General features: G+C 58.9%; 21 protein-coding genes, 2 tRNA genes and 1 pseudogene. 10 read left to right on the top strand and 14 right to left on the bottom strand.

Annotated features, from left to right (window positions below; all coding sequences use genetic code 11):
• Window positions 1-30: 30 nt before the first annotated feature.
• The 5 genes from ACIN8IBEIGE_RS04695 to ACIN8IBEIGE_RS04675 all read right to left on the bottom strand — a co-directional run bounded on the left by ACIN8IBEIGE_RS04695 (window position 31) and on the right by ACIN8IBEIGE_RS04675 (window position 5,877).
• Window positions 31-882 (bottom strand): ABC transporter permease, encoded by an 852-nt coding sequence (locus ACIN8IBEIGE_RS04695; protein WP_160013633.1) that lies wholly within the window; start codon window positions 880-882, stop codon window positions 31-33.
• 10 nt (window positions 883-892) lie between these two features.
• The gene (locus ACIN8IBEIGE_RS04690) at window positions 893-2,125 is read right to left on the bottom strand and encodes an ABC transporter permease (RefSeq protein WP_160013632.1); all 1,233 of its coding nucleotides are present in this window, start codon (window positions 2,123-2,125) and stop codon (window positions 893-895) included.
• Between the two features lie 54 nt (window positions 2,126-2,179).
• Window positions 2,180-3,253, bottom strand: coding sequence for an ABC transporter substrate-binding protein (locus ACIN8IBEIGE_RS04685; RefSeq protein WP_160013631.1), 1,074 nt, complete (start codon window positions 3,251-3,253; stop codon window positions 2,180-2,182).
• A gap of 37 nt (window positions 3,254-3,290) precedes the next feature.
• Window positions 3,291-4,406 (bottom strand): ABC transporter ATP-binding protein, encoded by a 1,116-nt coding sequence (locus ACIN8IBEIGE_RS04680; protein WP_160013630.1) that lies wholly within the window; start codon window positions 4,404-4,406, stop codon window positions 3,291-3,293.
• A 274-nt stretch (window positions 4,407-4,680) separates the two neighbouring features.
• Window positions 4,681-5,877, bottom strand: a complete 1,197-nt coding sequence (locus ACIN8IBEIGE_RS04675) for a class I SAM-dependent rRNA methyltransferase (RefSeq protein ID WP_160013629.1) — start codon at window positions 5,875-5,877, stop codon at window positions 4,681-4,683.
• A 185-nt stretch (window positions 5,878-6,062) separates the two neighbouring features.
• On the opposite strand from ACIN8IBEIGE_RS04675, the gene ACIN8IBEIGE_RS04670 reads away from it, so the two are divergent.
• The 4 genes from ACIN8IBEIGE_RS04670 (at window position 6,063) to ACIN8IBEIGE_RS04655 (ending at window position 8,847) form a co-directional block, all read left to right on the top strand.
• Entirely contained in the window at window positions 6,063-6,875 is an 813-nt protein-coding gene (locus ACIN8IBEIGE_RS04670) for an HDOD domain-containing protein (protein ID WP_178124385.1), read from the top strand.
• An 83-nt stretch (window positions 6,876-6,958) separates the two neighbouring features.
• A complete protein-coding gene (gene mutM / locus ACIN8IBEIGE_RS04665) occupies window positions 6,959-7,771 on the top strand; it encodes a bifunctional DNA-formamidopyrimidine glycosylase/DNA-(apurinic or apyrimidinic site) lyase (RefSeq protein WP_160013627.1) in 813 nt (270 codons plus the stop codon).
• 82 nt (window positions 7,772-7,853) lie between these two features.
• Entirely contained in the window at window positions 7,854-8,432 is a 579-nt protein-coding gene (locus ACIN8IBEIGE_RS04660; protein ID WP_160013626.1) for a lysophospholipid acyltransferase family protein, read from the top strand.
• 76 nt (window positions 8,433-8,508) lie between these two features.
• Window positions 8,509-8,847, top strand: coding sequence for a multidrug transporter (locus ACIN8IBEIGE_RS04655; RefSeq protein ID WP_160013625.1), 339 nt, complete (start codon window positions 8,509-8,511; stop codon window positions 8,845-8,847).
• A gap of 83 nt (window positions 8,848-8,930) precedes the next feature.
• On the opposite strand, the gene ggt is transcribed toward ACIN8IBEIGE_RS04655, so the two are convergent.
• The 7 genes from ggt to ACIN8IBEIGE_RS04620 all read right to left on the bottom strand — a co-directional run bounded on the left by ggt (window position 8,931) and on the right by ACIN8IBEIGE_RS04620 (window position 15,840).
• Window positions 8,931-10,643 carry a gamma-glutamyltransferase gene (gene ggt, locus ACIN8IBEIGE_RS04650; RefSeq protein WP_160013624.1) on the bottom strand — a complete coding sequence of 571 codons (1,713 nt, stop codon included), beginning with the start codon at window positions 10,641-10,643 and terminating at the stop codon, window positions 8,931-8,933.
• Entirely contained in the window at window positions 10,640-10,891 is a 252-nt protein-coding gene (locus tag ACIN8IBEIGE_RS04645; protein ID WP_090250215.1) for a YfhL family 4Fe-4S dicluster ferredoxin, read from the bottom strand. The genes ggt and ACIN8IBEIGE_RS04645 overlap by 4 nt, the downstream gene beginning before the upstream one ends.
• A 114-nt stretch (window positions 10,892-11,005) precedes the next feature.
• Window positions 11,006-11,485, bottom strand: a complete 480-nt coding sequence (gene coaD, locus ACIN8IBEIGE_RS04640; protein WP_160013623.1) for a pantetheine-phosphate adenylyltransferase — start codon at window positions 11,483-11,485, stop codon at window positions 11,006-11,008.
• Window positions 11,486-11,563: 78 nt separating this feature from the next.
• A complete protein-coding gene (locus ACIN8IBEIGE_RS04635) occupies window positions 11,564-11,947 on the bottom strand; it encodes a phosphopantetheine adenylyltransferase (RefSeq protein WP_256665033.1) in 384 nt (127 codons plus the stop codon).
• Between the two features lie 19 nt (window positions 11,948-11,966).
• Window positions 11,967-13,559, bottom strand: a complete 1,593-nt coding sequence (locus tag ACIN8IBEIGE_RS04630) for a GMC family oxidoreductase (RefSeq protein WP_160013622.1) — start codon at window positions 13,557-13,559, stop codon at window positions 11,967-11,969.
• A 230-nt stretch (window positions 13,560-13,789) separates the two neighbouring features.
• Window positions 13,790-14,335, bottom strand: a complete 546-nt coding sequence (locus tag ACIN8IBEIGE_RS04625) for a twin-arginine translocation pathway signal protein (protein ID WP_160013621.1) — start codon at window positions 14,333-14,335, stop codon at window positions 13,790-13,792.
• A gap of 62 nt (window positions 14,336-14,397) precedes the next feature.
• The gene (locus ACIN8IBEIGE_RS04620) at window positions 14,398-15,840 is read right to left on the bottom strand and encodes a coniferyl aldehyde dehydrogenase (protein ID WP_160013620.1); all 1,443 of its coding nucleotides are present in this window, start codon (window positions 15,838-15,840) and stop codon (window positions 14,398-14,400) included.
• Window positions 15,841-16,076: 236 nt separating this feature from the next.
• Here ACIN8IBEIGE_RS04620 and ACIN8IBEIGE_RS04615 point away from each other — a divergent pair, with 236 nt between their 5' ends.
• The 5 genes and pseudogenes from ACIN8IBEIGE_RS04615 (at window position 16,077) to ACIN8IBEIGE_RS04595 (ending at window position 19,990) form a co-directional block, all read left to right on the top strand.
• Window positions 16,077-16,736 carry a TetR/AcrR family transcriptional regulator gene (locus ACIN8IBEIGE_RS04615; RefSeq protein ID WP_090380273.1) on the top strand — a complete coding sequence of 220 codons (660 nt, stop codon included), beginning with the start codon at window positions 16,077-16,079 and terminating at the stop codon, window positions 16,734-16,736.
• Window positions 16,737-16,912: 176 nt separating this feature from the next.
• The gene (locus tag ACIN8IBEIGE_RS04610; protein ID WP_160013619.1) at window positions 16,913-18,205 is read left to right on the top strand and encodes an HlyD family secretion protein; all 1,293 of its coding nucleotides are present in this window, start codon (window positions 16,913-16,915) and stop codon (window positions 18,203-18,205) included.
• A 64-nt stretch (window positions 18,206-18,269) separates the two neighbouring features.
• Window positions 18,270-18,520: pseudogene (locus tag ACIN8IBEIGE_RS04605) on the top strand (LuxR C-terminal-related transcriptional regulator).
• 189 nt (window positions 18,521-18,709) lie between these two features.
• Complete coding sequence (locus tag ACIN8IBEIGE_RS04600; protein WP_160013617.1) at window positions 18,710-19,795, top strand: pitrilysin family protein; 1,086 nt, start codon at window positions 18,710-18,712, stop codon at window positions 19,793-19,795.
• A gap of 51 nt (window positions 19,796-19,846) precedes the next feature.
• Complete coding sequence (locus ACIN8IBEIGE_RS04595; protein ID WP_160013616.1) at window positions 19,847-19,990, top strand: hypothetical protein; 144 nt, start codon at window positions 19,847-19,849, stop codon at window positions 19,988-19,990.
• 220 nt (window positions 19,991-20,210) lie between these two features.
• Here ACIN8IBEIGE_RS04595 and ACIN8IBEIGE_RS04590 read toward each other — a convergent pair.
• Both ACIN8IBEIGE_RS04590 and ACIN8IBEIGE_RS04585 read right to left on the bottom strand, forming a co-directional pair.
• Window positions 20,211-20,284: transfer RNA gene (locus ACIN8IBEIGE_RS04590), tRNA-Arg, on the bottom strand.
• A gap of 72 nt (window positions 20,285-20,356) precedes the next feature.
• Window positions 20,357-20,433 (bottom strand) — tRNA-Arg (locus tag ACIN8IBEIGE_RS04585).
• 172 nt (window positions 20,434-20,605) lie between these two features.
• Between ACIN8IBEIGE_RS04585 and ACIN8IBEIGE_RS21105 the strand changes: the two genes are divergently transcribed.
• Window positions 20,606-24,514: a cadherin-like domain-containing protein gene (locus tag ACIN8IBEIGE_RS21105; RefSeq protein ID WP_160013615.1), complete on the top strand. Its 3,909-nt coding sequence runs from the start codon at window positions 20,606-20,608 to the stop codon at window positions 24,512-24,514.
• The last annotated feature ends 55 nt before the right edge of the window (window positions 24,515-24,569 follow it).

The raw sequence follows: 24,569 nt of genomic DNA, 5'->3' as shown, positions 1-24,569 counted from the left end.
GCCCCGGCAACCTGGGTTGTCGGGGCCTACTTATAGCTCTTCGATACCGCGCATGCGTTCGGCGCGGCGGCGCAACAGTTCGATGGTCACCAGCAGGGCGATGGACACCAGAATCAGCAGGGTGGCAATGGCCAGGATGCTCGGGTTGATCTGCTCGCGCAGGCCCGAGAACATCTGCCGGGGGATGGTGCGTTGCTGTGGACCGGCCATAAACAGGATCACCACCACCTCGTCGAACGAGGTGATAAAGGCGAACAGCGCGCCGGAAATCACCCCAGGACGGATCAGCGGCATGATGATGTCGAAGAACACTCGCAGCGGCGTGGCGCCCAGGTTCAGCGCGGCGCGGGCCAGGCTGTAGTCGAAGCCGGTGAGGGTGGCGGTGACGGTGATGATCACGAACGGCGTGCCCAGGGCCGCGTGGGCGATGATCACCCCGAGGTAGTTGCCGGCCAGGCCCAGGTCCGAATAGAAGAAGAACATCCCGGCGGCGGTGATGATCAGCGGCACGATCATCGGCGACAGCAGCAGTGCGGTGATCAGCCGGCGCGCGGGCATGTCGTCGCGGGCCAGGCCGACTGCCGCGCAGGTGCCGAGCACGGTGGCGATCAGGGTGGCGAAGATGCCGATCAGAAAGCTGTTTTTGATCGCCAGCAGCCACTTGTCGTCACTGAAGATGGCGCTGTACCAGCGCAGCGAATAGGCCTCGGGCTGCAGGGTGAGCATGCCTTCGGTAAAACTGAAGAACGGCTCGGTGTTGAACGACAGCGGCACGATGACCAGGATCGGCAGGATCAGAAACAGCAGCACCAGCCAGGAGCTGGTCTTCAGCAGCCAGGCCCCGAGGTGATGCCAGAAGCCGTAGTAGGCGGGAATCTTCATCGTCTGTTCCTTAACCTAGCTTGATATTGCTGGCACCGACAAAGCGGTCGTACAGCCAGTACAGCAGCAGGATCAGTCCGAGCAGCAGGGAGCCCAGCGCGGCGGCCAGTTCCCAGTTGTTCGAGCGCTGCATATGGAAGGCGATGATGTTGCTGATCATCTGCCCGTCGGTGCCGCCGACCAGTGCTGGGGTGATGTAGTAGCCGACCGAGATGATAAATACCAGCAGCGCACCGGCGCTCAGGCCCGGCAGGGTCATCGGGAAGTAGATGCGCGCAAAGGCCGGAATCGGTCGTGCACCCAGTGACAGCGCCGCGCGCAGATAGCTGGGGTCGATGCCGCGCATCACGCTGTACAGCGGCAGGATCATAAACGGCAAGAGAATATGGGTCATCGCCACCACGGTGGCGAACGAGGTGTAGAGCATCTCGATGGGTTGGCCGATCACGCCGATGCCGAGCAGGAAGGAGTTGATCACCCCGTTGGTCTGCAGCAGGGCGATCCAGGCCGTAGTGCGTACCAGCAATGAGGTCCAGAACGGCAGCAGAACCAGCACCAGCAGCAGGTTGGCGCGGTTTTCCGGCAGGCCGGCCAGGTAGTAGGCCAGTGGGTAGCCGAGCAGCGCGCAGAAAAGCGTGATGACCAGCGCCATGCTCAGGGTCTTGCTGTACAGCTGCAGGTAGATCTGTGTGTCTTCGCGCACCTGAATACCCTGCTCGGGATGCAGTTCCAGGTCGAGTGCAGTCAGGTAGTAGTCATAGGTATAGGGTTTGCCCGCGCGCTGGATGGCATACCAGATTTGCGGCTTGCTCCAGTTGCGGTGCGACTTGAGCAGGATCTCGGCGCCTTGTTGCGTCAGTTGCTCGTCATTCAGGCGTGAGACTTTGCGGGCGGTGGATTTGACCACGCTGGACATGCCCGCCGAGGCGCGGTTGAACTCTTCGGCCAGTTTGCCGGACTGGCGCTCTTTGGCCAGGCCATGCAGCTCCTGGGCGAACACGCTCAGGGTTTTCTCATCAGGAATCGTTTTGCCGTCCCAGCGTTGCAGCTCGCTCAGGGTCAGCGGAATCAGGGCGGCCACCGTCGGGTGGTGAACGCTGCGCCAGAGCATGCTGGCAATCGGTGCGACGAAGGTCAGCAGGATAAACACCAGCAGCGGTACGACAAACAGAAAGGCGGTGAGGCGTTTCTTGTTGCGGGCGTTGGAGGCTTGGCTGGCTTCGGTAGACGTGAGGGAGGACAAGGCGTTACTCCGAAAATCCTGACCCCTCTCCCGCAGGAGAGGGGTCATGGCGGGTTACTTCAACAGCCACTCGTTGAATTTTTCACCGAGGGATTCGCCGTAGTCAGCCCAGAAGTCCGAACCGGCCTGGATGCCTTTGCTCAGGTGAGCAGTCGGCAGGTGCGGTGCGGCGCTCTGGTCAGCCAGTGGCATGGAGGATTTGCGGGTTGGGCCGTAGGCCACGTCCGGCATGCCGGCCAGTGGAGTGGAGCCGGTGGCGTAGGCAATAAATTTCAGTGCCAGGTCCTTTTTCGGCGAGCCTTTGACGATGGCCCAGGCATCAAGATCGTAGACGTGGCCGTCCCAGACGATGACGAAGGGTTTTTTCTCCTGGCGGATGGCGTCATAGAAACGGCCATTGGCCGACTGCACCAGCACCGCGCCGCCATCGTTGAGCAGTTGTGGCGCCTGCGACCAGGAGTCGAACCAGACGATGTCCTGCTTGATGGTGTCCAGCTTGGCAAAGGCACGGGCCTGGCCTTCCGGGGTCGACAGCACGTCATAGACTTCGCCCGGCGGCACGCCGTCAGCCAGCAAAGCCCACTCCATGTTCACCTGCGGACGTTTGCGCATGGCGCGCTTGCCGGGGATTTTGCTGGTGTCGAAGAAGTCAGCGATGCTCGCGGCTTTGGTGCCCCCGATGGTTTTCTCGTTGTAGGCGAAGACCACCGACCAGACGATATTGCCGACTGCGCACTCGCTGGCTAGGGCTTCGGGAATAAAGTCTTTAGCGGCCGGAACGCCGTCGATACCGGCCGGCAGGATGTCGCGCGGGATGCTTTCCAGCAGACCTTCGGAGCAGGCGCGCTCAAGGTCGATGACCTCGAAGTCGACCACGTCCCACTGAATATTGCCGGACTCGACCTGGGCTTTGATCTCGGCCACACCGCCGGTGTAATCCTCGAACAGGACCTTGTTGCCGGTGTCTTTCATAAACGGGTCGATCACGTGTTTCTGCTGGGCTGCGCCGTAGGCACCGCCCCATGACACGACTGTCAGGGTTTCCTCGGCGCTGGCGGCGAAACTTGCTGTGCCTAGCGCGGCGGCGAGGGCGAAGGTGGAAAAGCGGGTGGTCAGTGTTCTAGCCATTGCTGTGCTCCATTGCTTCTGCTTCTAGTTATCAGGGTCAGGTTGGTGTGACGACTGGGCGATCCAGTGCCTGGCTGTCTTGCGGCAGCCAGGCAAGGGCTACTTCTTCCTTGGCACTGAGTTGCGGGGCGCTGCTGTCATTCATGTTCTTCACCACCAGCTCGGTGCCGTCAGCGGTCTCGAAGTGGTAACGGATGTATTCGCCGACGTAATGCCGGGTGACGAACCGCGCCATCACCTGATTGCCGGTGCTGCCAAGACGCTCGGTAAAACTGAGCTTTTCCGGGCGAATGGACACGGTGGTGGGCTGGCCGATCTCGGTGCAGTTGGCTTTCAGGGTGCTGACCAGGCCGCCATCCTCCAGGCGCACCTGCACGCTGTCCGCGCCAACGCTTTCGATCACGCCCTTGAGCTTGTTGCTCTCGCCGATAAAATCGGCGACGAACAGGTTGGCCGGGCGCTCGTAGAGCACATGGGGCGGCGCGCATTGCTGGACAATGCCGTTGTTGAATACGGCGATGCGGTCGCTCATGGTCAGCGCTTCGGTCTGGTCGTGGGTCACGTAGATCACGGTAAAGCCGAGCTGCTCGTGCAGGCGCTTGATCTCGAACTGCATCTGCTCGCGCAGCTTCTTGTCGAGGGCGCCGAGGGGTTCATCCATCAGTACGATGTCGGGGGCGAAGATCAGCGCGCGGGCCAGGGCCACGCGTTGGCGCTGGCCGCCGGAAAGCTGGCCAGGGAAGCGGTTGCCGAAATCCAGCAGCTCGACCAGTGACAGGTATTCGTCGACCTTGGCGCGAATCACCTCTTTGGGCTGTTTGCGGATCTTCAGCGGGTAGGCGAGGTTTTCGCGCAGGGTCATGTGTGGGAACAGTGCGTACTGCTGGAATACCATGCCGATATTGCGCTGGTAGGGAGCGATGCTGGTGACTGAGCGGCCGTTGATCAGGATCTCGCCGCTGGTCACGTCCTCGAACCCGGCGAGCATCATCAGGCAGGTGGTTTTACCCGAGCCGGACGGGCCGAGCAGGGTGATAAATTCGCCCTTGGCCACATCCAGGTTGAAATCCTTGACCACCAGATTCTTGTGGTCGTAAGTCTTCTTAACGTTGGTGAATTGCAGGAACGGTTTGTCCCCAGCCAGGTCAGCCATACCCCTCCCCAAATGTGCTCTGAACAGACAGCAGCTTGTGGCCGTTATCTGAATACTTGAATTCACGCGCCCGCTTCTATGCTGTAACGGGTACTTGTTTGAATGTTCAAGTTACGCAAGCACTGTGCCAGTCCGCTGTGGCTCATCGCGGGCGCTGCAGTGCTGGGGGTAAGCCTAGCCCAGGCGCGGGGTTGCGCCAGGCGGGTGTGGGAAGTGGTAACAGCGCGGGAGAGAAAGAAGCACCTGCCGACACGCACTCGGCAGGTGCAGGTGCTCAACTGTTGGGCAGCAAACGCACGGTCAGGCTCTTGATATAGCGGGTTTCATTGATGGCCGGGTGTACTGGATGATCCGGGCCCTGGGCACCACGTTCGAGCAGCTGGATATTGCGATCCAGATGGCGTGCGCTGGTCAGCAGGATGTTCTGCAGGTTGTCTTCTTCCAGGTGCATGGAGCAACTGGCGCTGATCAGGATGCCGTCCTTGTTGAGCAGGCGCATGGCCTGCTCGTTTAGGCGGCGGTAGGCACCTTCACCGTTTTTCAGGTCTTTCTTGCGTTTGATGAAGGCGGGAGGGTCGGCGACGATCACGTCGAAGCGTTCTTCGGCGGATTTCAGCTGTTTCAGCGCCTCGAACACATCACCTTCGACACAGGCGACCTGATCGGTCAGGCCGTTCAGCGCGGCGTTGCGCTCTACGCCGTCGAGGGCAAAGCCGGAAGCGTCCACACACATCACGTCACTGGCGCCGAAGGCTGCAGCCTGCACACCCCAGCCGCCGATGTAGCTGAACAGATCGAGTACGCGCTTGCCCTTGACGTAAGGCGCCAGGCGCGCGCGGTTCATGCGGTGGTCATAGAACCAGCCGGTTTTCTGGCCTTCGATCACCGGGGCTTCGAACTTCACCCCGTTTTCTTCCAGGGCGACCCACTCCGGCACCACGCCAAAGGGGGTTTCCACATAACGCGCCAGGCCTTCGGCATCGCGGGCGGCGGAATCATTCTTGAGCAGGATGCCGCTGGGCTTGCACACCTGGATCAGCGCGGCGAGTACGTCATCCTTGTGTCGCTCCATGGTGGCGGAGGCCAGCTGCACCACCAGGATGTCGAAGAAACGGTCGACCACCAAGCCTGGCAGCAGGTCGGAGTCGCCGTACACCAGGCGGTAGCAGGGCTTGTCGAACAGCCGTTCACGCAGTGACAGGCAGACGTTGAGGCGGTGCACCAGCAGCGACTTGTCCAGCACATGTTTGACATCGCGCGACAGCAGGCGCGCGCAGATCAGGTTGTTCGGGCTCATCGCGACGACACCCAGCGGTTTGCCGCCGGCAGCTTCGAGCACCGCTTGATCGCCGGCAGCAAAACCACTCAACGGTGTGGCGGCCACGTCGATTTCGTTGCTGTAGACCCACAGGTGGCCGGCGCGCAGGCGTCGATCGGCATTGGCTTTCAGGCGCAGGCTGGGCAGGGACATGCTGGGGACTCCGAAAAAAGAGCGGAATTATAGCGGGTTCGCCGGCCTTACGGCGGTTACAAAAGTCGCCTGTGGAAGTGCTGGTGGTTTAGCTAGACTGTGCATCACTTCTCATATCGGTTGTTCCCGTCATGTCTCAAGAGCTTTCCGCCGAATATATCCAGCAAGTGCTGCAGGGCATCAGCGTGCCGCCGCAGCCGCAGATCATGGTGGATTTGCAGATGGAACAGGTGATGCCGAGCCCGGATCTGCGCGCCATCGCCAAGCTGATCGGTCAGGACCCTGGCCTGTCCGGCGCGCTGCTGAAACTGGTGAATTCGCCGTTCTTCGGTCTGACCAATCGCATCGCCTCGATCCAGCAGGCGGTCAACCTGCTGGGCTGCAACACGGTGATCAACCTGATCAATGCGCAGTCGATCCGCGGCGAGCTGACCGATGAGGCCATCGTCACCCTCAACCGTTTCTGGGACACCGCCCAGGATGTGGCGATGACCTGCCTGACCCTGGCCAAACGCATCGGTTATCACTCGCCGGACGAGGCCTACACCCTCGGCCTGTTCCACAATTGCGGCATTCCGCTGATGCTCAAGCGCTTCCCCAATTACATGACCGTGCTGGAAGAGGCCTACGCCAGCGCCACCGGCGAGCGCCGCGTGGTGGATACAGAGAATCGCCTGCTCAATACCAATCATGCGGTGATCGGCTACTTCACTGCCAAGTCGTGGAACCTGCCGCTGCACCTGTGCGAAGCCATTGCCAGCCACCACAACGCCCTGGCGATTTTTACCGAGGACGCCAGCCGCGATGCACAGCTGAAAACCCTGCTGGCAATTCTGAAGATGGCCGAGCACATCTGTGAAAGCCATCTGGTGCTGGGTAATCAGCCGGACGACCATGAGTGGCAGAGCATCGAGCAGCTGGTGCTGGAGTATGTCGGGCTATCGGGGTATGACTTCGAGAATCTGCGCGAAAGCATTCGCGATATGGGGGCGAGTTAGCAGCCGGCTGGCCTGTCTCGTCGCCCCTGGGACATTCCTGCTAAGGTAGGCGCCCGCTCGAATTGCTCAGCTGACTATTCGCTATGCCAGAACTTCCTGAAGTAGAAACCACTCGCCGCGGTATCGCCCCATTCCTTGAAGGCCAGCGCGTCAGCCGGGTGATCGTACGCGAGCGCCGCCTGCGCTGGCCGATCCCCGAAGATCTGGATATTCAGCTATCCGGGCAGCGTATCGAGTGCGTTGAACGGCGCGCCAAGTACCTGCTGATCAAGGCCGAAACCGGCAGCTTGATCAGCCACCTGGGTATGTCCGGTAGCCTGCGACTGGTCGAAGCGGGTTTGCCGGCGGCCAAGCATGAACATGTGGATATCGAGCTGGAGTCCGGTCTGGCCCTGCGCTACACCGATCCGCGGCGCTTCGGTGCACTACTGTGGAGCACTGAGCCGTTGAGCCATGTGCTGCTCAGCAAACTGGGGCCGGAGCCGTTGACCGAACTGTTCGATGGCGAGCGATTGTTCCAGCTGTCCCGTGGCCGGGCCATGGCGATCAAGCCCTTTATCATGGACAACGCCGTGGTGGTCGGGGTGGGTAATATTTACGCGAGCGAAGCGCTGTTTGCTGCGGGTATCGACCCGCGGCGTGAGGCCGGCTCGGTGTTGCGGGCGCGTTATGTGAAACTGGCGGACGAGATCAAGCGCATCCTCGCCCATGCCATCGAGCGCGGCGGCACCACCCTGCGTGACTTTGTCGGTGGCGATGGTCAGCCGGGCTATTTCCAGCAGGAGCTGTTTGTCTATGGGCGCGGCGGTGAGTTCTGCAAGCACTGCGGCAGCACCCTGCGTGAGGTCAAACTAGGCCAGCGCGCCAGCGTGTATTGTCCGCGCTGCCAACGCTAAGGATTTGTCGTCGGGCTAGATTTGCCCGTCATACGCTGATGACTGAACCGTTTACACAATAATAAGAACGACCGAGGTATTGATGTTCGGTAACTATCTGCACCGCAATCCTCTGGCCGAATGGGTTGGCCGCGTGGTACTGAAACTGATGGGTTGGCGTATCGAGGGCGAGCTGCCGAAACTCGACAAATTTGTGGTGATCGGTGCGCACCACACGTCTAACTGGGACTTTGTAATCTTTATCGCAGTGAAGTTTGTGCTGCGTCTGAATGCCCGCTGGTTTGGCAAACACACGATATTTAATTGGCCGTTTGGCGGACTGATGCGGTTGTGGGGCGGCATTCCGATATACCGCGAGCGTCAGGGCAATACGGTTGAGCAGGCGGTGCAGGCCTTTAGTGAGCATCGGCAATTTATGCTGATCCTCTCGCCGGAAGGTACGCGCAAAAAGGTCGAACGCTGGAAAATGGGCTTCTATCACATCGCTCTAGGTGCCGGCGTGCCCATCGTGCTGGGCGCTCTGGACTACCAGAATCGACGTGTATTTATCGGCCCGACTTTTATGCCTAGCGGGGATGAAGCTGCCGATCTCGAGGCGATTCTTGCGTTTTTTCGACCCTTTATTCCGAAAAAACCTGAATATGCCTTTTATGGCGATTGACGGCCGTCACGCTGACAATTACCAATGCGCTGTTATAGTTAGATCTACCGCCTCCTAATAGCTGAAGGATCGCCCCATGAAACTGTTCCGCTCAACCGCTGCTGCTCTGGCGTTGACCACTGGCCTGCTGGCGCTGCCGGCTTATGCTGACGTAGCGCAGCAGAACACTAGCGGCGACCCTCTTTATACTGCTAACGCACCCAAAGCCTATTCAATGATTGGCGATCTGCTGATTGCACGACCGTTACTGATCGGGGCAACTGCCATCGGTGCTGTGGCATTTGTGGTGAGCCTGCCGTTTACGGCTGCAGGTGGCAATATTGGTGAGGCTGGTCATGCACTGGTTGTGGAACCAGGCAAAGAAGCTTTTGTGCGCTGCCTGGGCTGCACCACTAGCGGCTATAAGCAGAACTGATTGTTTTTATATTTTTCCGGGCTGTCGTGCTGTTTGCTTTGACAGCCCTGAGAAGTTCTCGTCTGGCGCATCGGTGATCAGCATCATTGCGGTGCGACTGGTGTGACCACCGCAGTACCGATCCCGCGCGGATCGCTTGCGGCTGCAACCTTCCCGTCTTGTTTGTTCCAGTACAGCACCTGCTGATTGCCGTATTGCCGGCCTGTTGCTTTCAATTGATGCCCAAGTGCCTCTAATGCTGCAATTTCTGCTGGGCCGAAAGCGTTCGGCTCATGCTCGATCAAGTCTGGGCGAAACTGGTGGTGGTAGCGTGCCGCGCTGGGCCAGCGCTCGATCGGTTGCTGATCCAGATACTCCAGCATCGCCAGTAGCACCATGCTGGGTATTCGGCTGCCGCCCGGCGTGCCGAAGCTGGCGAAGCCTTTAGCGCTTTCTATAAAGCTTGGGCTCATGCTCGATAGCGGCCGTTTGCCGGCGGCGATGCTATTGGCCTGGCTGCCGCTCAGGCCGTAGGCATTACTGCCTTGTATGTCGGCGGCAAAGTCATCCATTTCATTGTTCAGCAGCACCCCGGTGCCGGGCGCAGTAAATGCTGCACCGAACGGCAGGTTGACTGACAGGGTGGCCGCCACCGCATTGCCCTCGCTGTCGAGCACCGAGAAATGGGTGGTGTGGTCGCCTTCCTGCCAGGTTTTACTGGGCGGCAGACTATCACTCGGCGTGGCGCGCTGCGGGTCGATACTGCCGGCCAGCTGTTTCAGGTACGCGGGGGCCAGCAGTTGTTGCGCAGGATTGCGAACAAAGTCGGGGTCGCCTAATAGGCCGCGATCCCGGTAGGCGCGCCGCAGGGTTTCGACGACAAAATGAGTGCGCTGCACTCGGTTTGCTTGCTGCCAGGGCAGTTGCTGCAGGATCAGCAGGCTCTGCCCCAGGGCGATACCACCTGCAGATGGCGGGGGCGCGCTGATTAGTTCACGGCCTTGATCAAGTGATACGCGCAGCGGCTGGCGTTCAGCGATGCGGTAGTCGGCCAGGTCCTTGAGGGTCCAGATGCCGCCTGCATCGCGTACGGCCTTGACCATCTGCTCCGCCACCGCGCCGGCATAGAAACCTTGACGGCCCTGACTGCCCAGCTGTTCGAAGGTGCGCGCCAGCTCCGGCTGGCGCAGCAGGCCAAACTCCTCGGGTATTTCGCCTTTATCGAGGAAGATCCGTGCGGTTTCAGGGTCGTCGCGCATGGCCGCTAAGCGCCAACCCGCGCGTTCGCGGTAGACCCGGTCGATGCTCACGCCGCTGCTGGCCAGGCGGATTGCCGGAGCCAGTGAGTCGCGCAATGGCAGGCGGCCGAAGCGCTCGGCCAGCTCGACCAGTGCGGCCGGCAGGCCGGGAATGGCAGCGGCCTGTGCGCCATTCAGCGACAGGTCTTTGCGGATCTCGCCGTCGACCCGGTATAGGTCGGCATGGGCGGCTTGCGGGGCGCGCTCGCGGGCATCAAGAAAACGGTAGTTCGGCGAGTCGCCGGCTTCGCGCAGCAGAAAGAAACCACCGCCGCCCAGCCCGGAGCCATAGGGTTCGACCACCGCAAGCGCTGCGCTGATGGCCACTGCAGCGTCAAAGGCGTTGCCGCCCAGAGCTAGGGTTTCCTGGCCCGCCACAGTGGCGGCGGGGTGTGCGGTGGCAATGGCGATGCGTTCAGGCTGGGCCGCGGCATGCAACTCAAGGGCGCAGAGTAGAGCAAGCGCACCAAGCAAGGTGCGCCAGGGGTGATGGCCGCGGATCAGGCGGCCGGTCTTCATGCTTTACCGGTAATGATCAGGTACTTCTGCATCAACTCATCCTTGCTCTCGACATTGTTCTCATCGAGCGGGATGCAATCGACCGGACAAACCTGCTGGCACTGCGGCTCGTCATAGTGGCCGACGCATTCGGTACACAGGTTGGGGTCGATCTCGTAGATTTCTTCGCCTTGGGAAATCGCAGCGTTCGGGCATTCGGGTTCGCAGACGTCGCAGTTGATGCAGTCGTCGGTGATGATCAGGGACATGACAGAACCACTCCTGCTGCCGCTCTGGAGCGCAGCCTAGATGTGTGCAGAAAGACTATGGAACGAATTGTGCCGCATCGGGGCCGCGCATGCACGCGGCCTGGCGCTAATGGCTTAGCGCTTGAAACGTTCGGTCAGCGCGGCGGCCACGGCCGGGTGCACGAAATTGGAGATGTCACCGCCCAGTGCGGCGATTTCGCGCACCAGCGTCGAAGAGATGAACGAGTATTTCTCCGACGGGGTCAGGAACAGGCTTTCCACGTCCGGAGCCAGCTGGCGGTTCATATTGGCCAGTTGGAATTCGTATTCGAAGTCGGATACCGCGCGCAGGCCGCGCAGAAACACGTTCGCGCCCTGTTCCTTGGCGAAGTGTGCCAGCAGGGTGGAAAAGCCGACTACTTCAACGTTGGGCAGGTGTTGGGTGACTTCCCGGGCCAGCTCGACGCGTTGTTCCAGGCTGAACAGCGGGTTCTTCTTCGGGCTGGCCGCTACCGCAATGATCACGCTGTCGAACAGCCGTGCGGCACGCTCGACCAGGTCGCCGTGCCCCTTGGTGATGGGGTCGAAGGTGCCTGGGTATAACACTCGATTCATCGTGACGTCCTGGCGGATCCGTTGGGGAGTCGGATGGTAGCGCAGCAAGGCACTGCGGCCAAGTCGGTGCGTTTGGTCTCAGGTTCTGTTGCGGGCCAGAAAAACCAGCAAGGCAGCGATCACCAGGCAGGCCAGCGCTACCCAGTCGGCGAGTACCACCCGGCGTAGCGCCTCGTTGTAGCCGGGAGTGCTCCAGGCCAGGTAAAGAAAGCTCAGCACGCTAAGCAGTCCGCCGGTCAGGGCGATGGGCTGCAGTGTCGAGCGGAACGCTGCGTAGACCAGCAAGGCGCCGAGCAGGCCAAACAGCACGGCGCGACTGCGCATCAGCAAAAGCAGGTTGGGCTCCTGGAAGGTCAGGCCGTAGAGTTGCGCTAGGCGTTCAGCGCCTAAGACGCCGCTGAGCGGCAGCAAGTGAATGATGCCGGCGATGATCAGCAGCACGGAAACCACTTTCTGCAGCATGGACAGGCTCCCGGGTGGTCTAGGCGTGCAGCCGCTCAGCCAATTGGCTGGCCAGCTTGGCCGTCAGCCCATAGATCGACAGCTGCGGGTTGGCGCCGATGCTGGTGGGGAATAGCGAACCGTCATGGATCGACAGGTTGCTCAGCTGGTGGTGGCGACCCAGGCTGTCGGTGACGGCCTGCTGCGGGTCTTCACCCATGGCGCAACCGCCCATGACGTGGGCACTGCCGAGGCGGGTGCGGTACAGCTCCAGGCTGAGGTTGTCGATCAGGCTTTTCGCTTCGGCCAGGGTTTTCACATAGCCGGCATCGGCATGCAGCGGCAGCACCGCCTTAGCCCCGGCGGCAAACTGAATCTCGGCCATGGTATGGAAGGCGCGGCGCACGCCGTCCCAGGTGTAGTCGGTCATCTGGTAGTCGAGCACCGGGCTGCCGTCGCCGCGCAGTTCCACCGTGCCTTCGGCGCTGTCCGGGTGGAAGCCGTCACGCAGCAGGGCGAGCATTACGTTGGTATTGGGCAGTTGCTCCATGCGCATGGCGTTGTCGATACCGAAGCGGCCGAGCAGGGTGGCCGTCAGCGCCGGCTGCAGCGGCGGGACTTCGAGCTTGTAGGACAGGCGCCCAGCGGTGCCGTCATCCCACTGGAAATGGTCGGAGTAGATGGACTGCGGCGCGCCGTAGAAGGGGTTGATCACCTGATCGAACAAGGCCGCCGAGAAGTTCACCAGGTGCAAGAAGGTGCGCTTGCCGGTGCGCTGGTGCGGGTCCGGTGCATTCGAGCGCAGGAGAATTCCCGGTGTGTTGATGCCGCCACCGGACAGTACGTAATGCTTGGCCTTGACCGTGATCTTGCGGCCATTGGGGGCGACGCTACGCTCATCCATGCCGAGGCATTCGATGCCCGTGACCTGGTCACCGTCGATTAACAAGCGTTCGGCGCGGGCCAGGTAGAGCAGCTCGCCGCCTTTATCCAGAGTGGTCGGGATTGTGGTGACCAGCATCGACTGCTTGGCGTTGGTCGGGCAGCCCAGGCCGCAGTAACCGAGGTTCCAGCAGCCGCGCACGTTGCGCGGAATCGTCTGCCACTCGTAACCGAGCTTGTCGCAGCCGCGGCTGATTACCGCGTTATTGGCATTCGGCGGCACAACCCAGGGCGCGACGCCCAGGCGCTGTTCCATCTGCTCGAACCAGGGCGCCATTTCTTCAGGGCTGTGGCCTTTTACGCCATGCTCCTTGGCCCAGTGCTCCAGGGTTGGCGCGGGTGTGCGAAAGCTCGAGGTCCAGTTGATCAGCGTGGTGCCGCCAACCGCGCGGCCTTGCATGATGGTGATGGCGCCATCCTTGCTCATGCGGCCGATGCCTTCCTGATAGAGGCTGGCGTAGGCCTTGTCTTCGAGCATCTTGAAATCGTCGCTGGTCTTCAGCGGGCCTTCCTCGATCAGCAGCACCTTGAAGCCGGCCGCGCTGAGGATTTCTGCGGTGGTGCCGCCGCCGGCGCCGCTGCCGACGATGGCCACGTCGGCCTCCAGGGTCAGATCGCTGTCCAGGTGCGAGCCGTTATAGGTCTTCCAGCCACGGGCCAAGCCCTCTTTGAAACTATCCGGTACAGGCATTTAAGGTGATCTCAGGCGAATTCTTATTAGAGTTCAGTGGTTCCGCTAATTGACGATCTCGCGAGCTAGAGCCAGGCAAGGCAAAAATGTCCGAGGAGGCGGAATGTACTTTTGTACATGAGCACTACTCGTTTAACTCGCCCTTGCGGGCCGCCCTTCGGGCGTTCGGTGACAAGTCACCGTCCGAGGCCATTTTTAACGCGGCATGGCCGACGCGCAGCAGATCGTGGTCAAACAGTCGGAGGGCCGGGGTAGCCGCAGTGCACCCAGGACTCGGCTCGGCTATACCAGCTCATCATCACCAGTTGCAGCAGCGAGGCGTGGCCCATCTTCAGCAGGCCGATGGAGCTGTCTTGCCAGCGGTCGAGAAACGCCTGTACATCGGCGCTCGAAGCGTTTTCCCAGCTGCCCCAGACGCCAGTCAGCGGGCCTCGGGTGATTGGCATGGCCAACACGTCGAACAGCTGCACGGTCAGCTTGAGCAGTTCCGGTGACAGGTGGCTAAGACTGTAATCGAGGTTGGCGAGGGTGCCCGCCACGGCTTGTGGCATCTTCTCGGCCGTGACCGCGCCAGTCAGCATCACCGGGATCAGGGCATTGAGAAACGCCAGGTCGGACTCGCGGATCACCGCAAAGCCGGCTTTCGGTGTGCTCGCCGAGCAGCCGCTGAGGCTGGCCGTCAGCCCGGCGGTGGCGAGAAATGCCGAGCCCATCAGGCCAATCTTGAGCAGGCCGCGCCGCGACAGGCCGGGGGCTGCGAGAGTGCTGTCGTGCATTGTTGTGATCACTCAAACAGGCTGAAGCAGGAGCGGGTTAGCCCGCTCCTGCTGAGAAAGGGTTAGCGAACGAAGAGTTTGTACACCAGCTTCTGGATCGACTTGCCGTATGGCGGGTAGATCAGCTTGGCGGCGTTCAGGCGCTGCTTGATAAACACGCCCTTGGCCTTGCTGAAGGTCAGGAAGCCTTCGTGGCCATGGTAATGGCCCATGCCGGATGGGCCGACGCCGCCGAATGGCATGTCGTCCTGGGCCACGTGCAGCAGGGTGTCGTTAAGGCACACGCCGCCCGAATGAGTCTCGTGCAGCACGCGCTGCTGCTCACTCTTGTCGTAGCCGAAGTAATACAACGCCAGTGGCCGGTCGCGCTCGTTGATAAAGGCCAAGGCGTCTTCCAGCTTGTCATAGGGGATGATCGGCAATAGCGGGCCGAAGATCTCGTCCTGCATCACCTTCATCTCATCCGTCACGTTCAGCAGCACGGCCTGCGGCATGCGCCGGCCCTGGGCTTCGGGGTACAGCGGAATGATGGTCGCGCCCTTGCTTTCGGCGTCCTGCAGGTAGCCAGTGAGGCGTTGCTGCTGGCGCTCGTTGATGATCGCGGTGTAATCCGGGTTGTCCTTGAGTTGCGGGTAGAAGCTCTGCACCGCGTTGCGATAAGCCTCGACAAAGCCCTCTACGCGGTCTTTCGGCACCAGTACGTAATCCGGTGCGACGCAGGTCTGGCCGGCGTTCATGGTCTTGCCGAAGGCGATGCGCTCGGCGGCGTCGCTCAGCGGTACGTCGGCACTGACAATGGCCGGCGACTTGCCGCCCAGCTCCAGGGTCACCGGGGTCAGGTTGTCGGCGGCGGCGCGCATCACGTGTTTGCCAATGCTGGTGGCGCCGGTGAACAGCAGGTGGTCGAACGGCAGTTTGGAGAACGCCATGCCGACTTCCGCCTCGCCCAGCACCACGGTTACCAGATCTTCGGGGAAGACCTTTGCCAGCAGATCCTTGACCAGCTGTGAGGTGGCCGGGGTCGATTCGCTCATCTTGATCATCACCCGGTTGCCGGCAGACAGCGCGCCGACCAGCGGACCGATGGCGAGAAACAGCGGGTAGTTCCACGGCACGATCACCCCGACCACGCCCAGCGGCTGGTAGATCACCTTGGCCGAGGCCGGCATAAATTGCATGCCAACGCTGCGTCGCGAAGGTTTCATCCATTTCTTGATGCGTTTGCTCGCGTAATGGATGCCATGCAGGCTGGGCATCAGCTCGGCGAGCAGGGTTTCGTCGGCGCTGCGGTTGCTGAAGTCCTGGGAGATCGCCTGGATCAGCTGCTCTTGAGAGTCGGTGAGTAGCTGGGTAAGAACTTTCAGCCACTGAATGCGCTGTTCCGCCGAAGGCATCGGGTTGGCCTTGAATGCCTGGCGCTGCCGGGCAAAGCTGCTCTCCAGCTGGCTGAGCTGCTGTTGGCTGCGTTGCAGGCTTTGTTCTAGGTAAGCGACGTCGGCGACCATGGTGTAACTCCTCGGCATTCCAGCAATGCAGTGCGTCAGCTGAGCTGAGGTCGCTGCAGAAAAGGTGTGCTGGATTTTTAGAGCAATTGCTCTAATCTGTCAAATAGCATGACGCTGTCAGCCGACGGATGCAGCCCAACGAAAAGTTAGCGCATGTTTCCGCGGCTTTTTCCGGTAACACTTCTGATCGTTCTGCCTGTACCTTTGCCGGGCTTTTGAGCCGAGATCGAGTTGCTATGTCAGCCCCACTGAAAACCCGCGAACGTATTATTCAGGAGAGCCTGGCGCTGTTTAACGCTCAGGGTGAGCGCAGTGTCACGACCAACCATATCGCCGCGCACCTGGGGATTTCACCGGGCAACCTGTACTACCACTTCCGTAACAAGCAGGCGATCATCGCCGAGCTGTTTAGCCTCTACGAAAGCCAGGTAGACACTTTTCTGCGTCGCCCCGAAGGCCGCGCGCTGACTGTGCAGGACAAGACCTTCTATCTGGAAGCGCTGCTCGCTGCCATGTGGCACTACCGCTTTCTGCACCGCGATCTGGAGCACCTGCTCGATAGCGACGCCGAGCTGGCTGAGCGCTACAAACTGTTCTCGCAGCGCTGCCTACAGCGCGCGCAGGGCATTTATCAGGGCTTTGTCGAGGCCGGCATCCTGCTGATGAATGCGCCGCAGATCGAGGCGCTGACCCTCAACAGCTGGATCATCATGACCTCCTGGGTGCGCTTTCTCTGCACCACCCGCGGCAACCCCGGCGACCTCAGTCAAGAGATGCTGCGCCGTGGCATCTACCAGGTGCTGACGCTGGAGGGCGGCTATATCGCCCCGCAAGCGCGCGAGGCTGTAGAGGCGCTGTACGCCAAACTGCATGTGCCGCTAGAGCAGGTGATCTAACTAGTGCTGAGAACTGCCAGCATTGGGCACGATGGGATGACACTTTTTAGATATTTTGTTATCACTCCATCAGGTCTTAAGATATAAATAAATTCTATTTGTTTTTGAGATGTATTATCGTTCGCGCCGCGTCGTAGAGCGCTCCAATCGCGATAATTCACAAAAAGCCTTTCCCAATGTCTACCTCTTCAACGGATGAAGTCCCCCTGTTTCGCCCTGAGGCGCTGGCCGCCAAAGGTGCACAGCGTTTCGGTAGTGTCCTTATTCACCAGCCCTGGGGCTATAGCTTGGCCGCTATCCTTGCGGGTGTATTGGTTCTTCTAGTTGTTGCGTTTGCTTTTTTCGGCACCTACACCCGCAAAGCCACGATCAACGGTCTGCTCATGCCAGAAAGGGGTATGTTGCGTTTGACAGCTCCTGGTCCTGGCATTCTTAGCGATGTCCGGGTTGTCGAGGGGCGGTCGGTCGAGGCAGGGGAGGCGTTGTTCATTCTTTCTGGCGAGCGGCTTTCCGCAGCAGGGGGAACCCAGAAGCTGATTTCGCAGCAACTGAGCCAGCGTCTGCTTTTGCTGGAGCGCAATCGCTCATTGGCGGATGAGCGTCTGGCAGTGCAGTTGCGCATGCTCGATAGTCGTCTGGCAACCATCGCTAGTGAACTGTCTCAGTTCAGCGAAGAGTTACGTCTGCTGGAGCGCCGCGGGGAACTGGCCAATGCCCATCTGGGGAGGCAGCAGGAGCTGGTCGATGCGGGGTTTATCTCTGTCGCTCAACTGCAACAAGCTGAGGCAGAGCTACTTACCCTACAAGGTCAACAACAAAGTATTCAGCGTGCCCGTGCCAGTTTACAGCGAGAGCGTACCGAATTGATGGCTCAACGCCAGGATGTCGAGTTGCACCACCGCAGCGAAATGAGCGAAATCGACAACGGAATTGCGCTGATCAGGCAGGAACAGGCGGAAAGCGATGCGCGTGCTGAATTGGTCAGTGTCGCCCCCTTTGCTGGAACGTTGACGGGGCTGAGTGTTCAGCCAGGTCAGCAGGTGGCGGCAGGTGCATTGCTGGCCAGTTTGATTCCGCAAGGCGCTACCTTGATTGCCCATCTTTATGCCGCACCACGGCAAGCGGGTTTTATTGAGCCAGGACAGCCTGTCCTGATGCGCTACGCAGCCTACCCCTATCAGAAGTTCGGCATGGCCCGTGGTCGGGTGGTCGATGTAGCGAAAAGCCCGTATGCGGCGCAGGAGTTGCCTGCGCATATCGTCAGCGCTATTCAGGGTGTGGGGGCACCCAGCGAGCTGTTCTATCGCGTCACGGTCGCGCTCGACTCGCCAAGCATGGATGTCTATGGCAATGCACAGCTACTGCAGGCCGGCATGCTGTTGGAGGCAGATGTCGTACAGGATAAGCGTAGGCTCTACGAGTGGGCGTTGGAACCGCTGTATTCCGTCACGGGGAAAATGCAGGAGTGAAGGGGCTCTCCAGATCAATACATGTGAAGCAAATAACTAGAAGAACGAATGGAGTGGTGTAAGCATGACGAAGCGAGAACGGGAAGTTCTGCATCTGTTGGCCATGGGGAAAACCAACAAACAAATCGCGCTCGAGCTGAATATCAGTGATTTTACCGTGCGCGATCATGTCTCTTCGCTGCTGCGCAAGCAGGGCGTCACTAGCCGCATGCAGCTGATTGCCATGCAGGCCCAGCAACTTGGGGTGGTATAGCTGCCCCCCCCCCTACATCCCCCTACATCTGTCGGGTTTTCGGTCATCACACGCACAGCTAGTATGCGCGCCGCTTGGTATAGGCCAGCTCTAATGATATTTATCCAGGTAGCCACTGGTATCTGTATTTCTATAGATCATTTATGTTAGCGGCGCGGTATTTCATGCTGGCGTGGGCTTTGCTGTGCTGCGCAGTCACGCCGCTTATGGCGGATAACCGGGGGCTCGAACGAATTGGCGAGCTAGACGGTGTGAGCGAATATCGTCTGGCCAACGGTTTGCGTGCGATTCTGGCGCCTGATGCCAAGAGCACGGCTATTGCCTTCAACATGATTTATCTCACGGGTTCTCTGGATGGCCCGCAAGGCCAGGGCGGCACTGCGCATCTGCTGGAGCACCTGCTCTTCAAGGACACGGCGACGGTGCCGGGAGCGCAGCTGATCGAAGGGCTTAGCCAGCGTGGTATCAAGTTCAACGCTACCACCAGTTTTGATCGCACCCATTATATGGCCTTTCTAGCCGCCGATGCCGACAAGCTGAACCATCTGTTGGCACTTGAGGCTGATCGCATGTTCAGCGCGCGGCTCGATCAAGCGGATTTGCAGGCTGAAATCGAAGTGGTAGTGCGTGAACTGGAGCTGGCTCAGGACAATCCGCTTAGCGCGCTAGGGCAGCAGATGTTTGCCGCCACCACCCCGGGGCAGGGCTTGGGTCGTCCCGTACTGGGTTCGCGCGAGGAACTGACGAATATCGGCGTGGAACAGTTACGTGCGTTCTACCGGGAGCACTATCGGCCCGACAACGCGGTAATCGTGATTACCGGCAAGTTTGATAGCAAGCAAACGTTGGCAGCTATCAAACAGCATTTTACCCCTCTGGCAACACTGGCTGGCATCGCGGAGAAACAGCCGCTAGCTGTTCCCGTGCTGGATAAGCCGGTAACAGCTCAGCTTAAGCGCGGTGACAATGAGTGGTTGGCGCTCGCATATCCGCTGCCGGCTGCCTCTGATCAGGCCAACAGCAAGAAGGTCGATAGCGCCACCCTGTATATCGCCGAGCACTTGCAGGGGCGTAGTCAGATGGTCTCTCGCTTGAGTAGGCGTGTGCGCGAGCAGGAGGGTCTTACTTATGGCATCAAGTCCTCGATGAAAATTGCCACCTTTGATGACGCTAGCTGGTTGATGATTCAAACTGGCTACCCTCTGGGCGACGGTCCCAGAGTTGCTGACATGGCCAGGGAAGAGCTGCAGCGGTTGATCGAAGACGGTATTACCGAGCAGGAACTGCACTATGCCAAGCAAACCATTCTGCATGAGCGACAACTGGCCGTTGCCTAGGAACAGAGTGTTCTTTCATGGTTGCCGCGCCAGCTATATGAAGGCATCACCATGCAGTCTTGGGTGGGGCGTAATAATGCATTCGCGGCGGTAACTGTCGAGCAAGTTAATGCAGTGATGCTGCGTTACTTTGGTCTGGATAACTTCGTTGAAGTGCTGGCTGATGTAGAGGGGCTTGGGAGTAGCGCCGTCTAACTATTCGCGCATGGTGATGTTAGGTGTGGTGAGGTAGGGTAAGTGTTTTAGTCTGTTAGTTTCTGTAGTTGGATTATGCGTTTGGCTGTTTTGTATGTTTAGGTTGGTCGTTCTGTGTATATAGATTTGCAATTCACTTCGGGGCTTGGAGAGTGGTAATTGTAAGTTTTAAGTAGCTCTTGGTGTTAAGAGCGTTTTTATTGGCATGCCCCCCCCCNGGTGCACTCAGGAGGATTCGAACCTCCGACCGCTCGGTTCGTAGCCGAGTACTCTATCCAGCTGAGCTATGAGTGCATATGGCGCTTTTTAACCAGATCACCGCTGGCTGAAACAAAATGGCCTGCATCGCTGCAAGCCATTCCGATTTGGTGCACTCAGGAGGATTCGAACCTCCGACCGCTCGGTTCGTAGCCGAGTACTCTATCCAGCTGAGCTATGAGTGCATATGGCGCTTTTTAACCAGATCACCGCTGGCTGAAACAAAATGGCCTGCATCGCTGCAAGCCATTCCGATTTGGTGCACTCAGGANCGCCGGCAGCGACTACACCGCCACCCTGACCAATGCCAGCTTCAGCAATGGCGTCACCTATGACCCGGCCACCGGCCAGGTCACCGTGCCGGCCGGCGTCACCGGCTTTACCGTCAGCGTGCCAACCCTCACCGACACCGTCACCGCTGAGCCGGTGGAAACCGTCACCCTGACCATCGGTGGCCAGACTGGTAATGGTGGCATTATTGATGTCAACCAAGCACCTGTTGCGTCCCCTTCCATCGCGACAGGTGCAGAAGATCAACTTCTCACATTAACTTGGACCAACTTCGGCGTCAGTGATGTCGACTCTGCCTCTTCCAACCTTGCCGTTGTGATCACTGAACTACCTAGCAATGGCACTCTGCAGTACCAATTGAGTAACGGCTCTTGGGCGTCCGTGACCCAGAACCAAACTGTCAGCAAAACCGATGTCGATGCAGGCAAATTACGCTTTACACCTGATACGAATGAATCAGGCATTGATGCTTTTGGCGGCTCTGGGGTCGGCAATCAGCAGGCTGATTACGCTCATATCGGCTTCCGCCCTACCGATGGCACCAACCTTGGGGGTACCGCCACACTCACCATCGATATAACACCGACGGCTGACATACCTGCGCTCAACCTGAACGATCAGCTCAACCTGCCCGACGGCAGCGGCTTGCTGGTTCAAACCTGGACAGGTCTGCCACTCGGTACAAACGGAAACGGCGCAAATCCGAACGACCTACAGTCGGTTATTGATCAGGCTGGCGCCCCTAGTGGCACCGCGACCCTGAGCGATGTAAACAATAGTGGCGTCGCAGCTGGTACAGCCAGCAAAGTTTCCGGCCTGATTTACCTAGAAGCTGGCCAGACCTACACCTTCAGTGGCGTTGGTGACGACAGCATCCGCGTTGTGGTCGGCGGCAACAATGTGGCTCAGGCTACTTGGAGCCCTGGCAGCGGTCAGTTCAATGGCAGCTTTACGCCAGCTAGCAGTGGCTATTACACCCTGGGCATCTACCACCATAACCAGAGCGGCCCGGGTAGTTATGATGTAAACGTATCGGTCAATGGTGGGGCGGCACAGAACCTCAGCAGTACAAACTTTGATCTGTTCCCCAATAGCAGCGCAATTACAGATCAGGGCGTACGCCTGAGCGATCTGCAAACCGACTTAAGCGGCAGCTTCTACCGTCCATTTAGCATCAACGAAGGCAATGAGGACAGTTCGATTCCTCTGTCCAGCATCACTGCCGGCCTGGTAGATACCGATGGTTCCGAAACACTAGTAATTAACATCGCAGGATTGCCAGAAGGCGCAATCCTTAGCGATGGCACACGTGTCTTTACCGCGTCGGCAGGCAATACTATTGCCGATGTCAGCGGCTGGACGCTCAATAATCTGTCGCTCACCCCACCACAAAACTTCAATGGCACACTCAACCTCAGCGTGACAGCCACTGCCACTGAGCAGGCCAATGGTGACCAAGCCATCGCCACACAGAACCTGGTGGTAACCGTACACCCGGTTAATGACGCGCCGTCTGCTGCAAATGTTGCACTTACCGGAAGCGAAGATACGGCGCTGAGCCTGGGCTGGGGTCAGTTTGATGCCCAGGATGTCGACAATACAGCCGCCGAACTGTCCATCGTGATCAACTCCCTGCCCAGCACCGGCACCCTGCAGTACAACGCTGGCAGTGGATGGACCAACGTAAGTCAAGGGCAGTCCTTTACCCAGGCGGAAATCGCGGCGGGCCAATTGCGTTATGTGCCGCAGACGAATGCGTCAGGCGACAACGACACAGCATTCTCCTACCAGGTCAGCGATGGCAGTCTGCTTAGCCCACCGGCAACAGTCAGTATCAGTATTAGCCCTGTAGTGGATGCACCATTACTGCAGGCCTCGGTAAGCACCGCGCAGATCGGCATGACTCAATTGTTCCTGAGTACTTTCGACTCGACGCCGAGCATGCCGACCAACCAGAACTTCTACAGTAGTGCCGATGGTTGGACCCCAGGTACAGGTGCCACAACGATCGAGGTACGCGACGCAACGCAAAACAGCTCGAGTGAGCAAGGCTATAGCGGCACCCGCTATGTAGAACTCAACAGTGCTACCTCTTTTGACAACACGCCTAGCATCAGTCGGACTGTTGCTACAGAAGCAGGTAGTTTTTACACCCTCAGCTTCCAATACACACCACGCCCTGGCTATGGTGCTGATGTCAACGTTTTCGAAGTTCTGGTCGATGGCCAGGTAGTGGGGACCTTCTCTGCTAATGGATTAGGGCTGAGCACAACCAGCTGGCGTGAAGGCAGTGTTAACTTCATTGGCACTGGCGCAAATCAGACCATCGAGCTGCGTGAAACATCTAGCTCTGACCAGGCTGATGGTCGTGGCATGTTCCTCGACAACATTGCTTTAAGTACTGCCAGTCAATACAGTTACGACATCAGTGTTGATGCGCGCTTGACCGACACTGACGGCAGCGAAAGTCTGCAGGTTATTATTGATGGTGTACCGGTTGGCAGTGTTTTGCAGAACAGCAGCGGCTCACTTGTAGCCAACGGTAATGGCCAGTACATCCTCAACAGCAACCAACTGATTGGGCTCAAGCTCGTAAGTAACCAAGACCTTCACAATGTTCAGCTAAACATTCAGGCGGTCAGTACGGAAAATGCTACGAGCGAGAGCGTCTCGCGTAGTACGCAGCTGATGATCAATAGCGTCGAAGCAAGTGACAACTTCGCCCAGGCTGTAGTTTCTCTAAGAACCAGTGAAGCCTCTTCGCAGAGCAATCTGACAGCCAGTGACGCACGCAATGGCGGTGCAACAGAAACAGCAGGGGCATTCTTCACCGTATCTGGTGGTAGCGCCACACTTGCGTTCAATACAGCCTTTAACAGCAACAATTCCAATAGCGACACCTTCCAATTCCGTCTACAACAGTGGAATGGCTCATCTTGGAGTACACCTAGCTATCAAACCCTGAATGCCGGTTCCAGCCCAATCAGTGGCTTAGTTGATGGCGCCACCTACCGCCTACAGATTCGCGTGCAGGACAACAGTAACAACAGTTCGAATGCGAGCGTGACGCTGAGCAATCTCGTCCTGACCACCACGCTAACCAACCCGGTAACCGAAGTATCAGCCACCGCCGGAAATGTTCTCACCGATAGCAACAACTATCTGCAGAGCAGCGACAACTGGGGGGCAATCGATGCGCTAGGTGCCGAAGGTGCAGTTATTACGTCGGTCAACGTAAATGGGATCAACAGCACCGTTGCCGCGACGGGTAACACTCTGATTGCCGGTCAGTTCGGCACCTTGAGCATTGCCGCCAATGGCAGCTACACCTACACCCCCACCGCTAATATGAGCAATCTTGGGAAAACGGACACCTTCACTTACACCCTGACACAGCCGGACGGTGATACGGCCAGCGCCAACTTGGTCGTTGCTATTGCCAACTCACCTTACAGCGCACCAAACCTAGTGACGGGCAACGGCACCATAAACGGTTCCGCCGGTAGCGATTTACTAATTGGTAATCATGAAGGTGACCTACTACTCGGCGGTGGCGGCAATGACCGTCTTGAGGGTGGTGCAGGCCACGACCGCCTGATTGGTGGCACCGGCAATGACATTCTGTTGGGTGGTAAGGGGGCCGATACTTTCGTCTGGCAAACAGGCCATACCGGCCAGGATGTAATCAAGGACTTCAATGTCGGTGAAGGTGACCGCATTGATCTGCATGATCTACTGCAAGGCGAGAATGACGTCAATATTCTCAATTACTTGCGCGTCGACACCGCGACATCCACCTTGTTGATAAGCAGCACCGGAGTACTAGATGCCAGCGGCAGCAACGCAGACGTGACTATAAAGTTGGAAAACGGTGGCAACCCGGTGAATATCAACCCTGGCAATCTCAGCCAGGCTGATCTGGTCAACTCGCTGATTGCCGGTGCCGACCCACTGATCAAAATCGACCATAACTGATGACCGCAACCCCGCTACCATAAGGAAGCGGGGTTGTTTATTCAGGGCGGCCAAC

It is taken from the genome of Pseudomonas sp. 8BK (assembly GCF_902506475.1).
GTDB classification, from domain to species: Bacteria; Pseudomonadota; Gammaproteobacteria; order Pseudomonadales; family Pseudomonadaceae; genus Aquipseudomonas; species Aquipseudomonas anguilliseptica.
The sequence above is the reverse complement of the archived record's forward strand: the minus strand, read 5'-3'. Positions and strand labels throughout refer to the sequence as shown.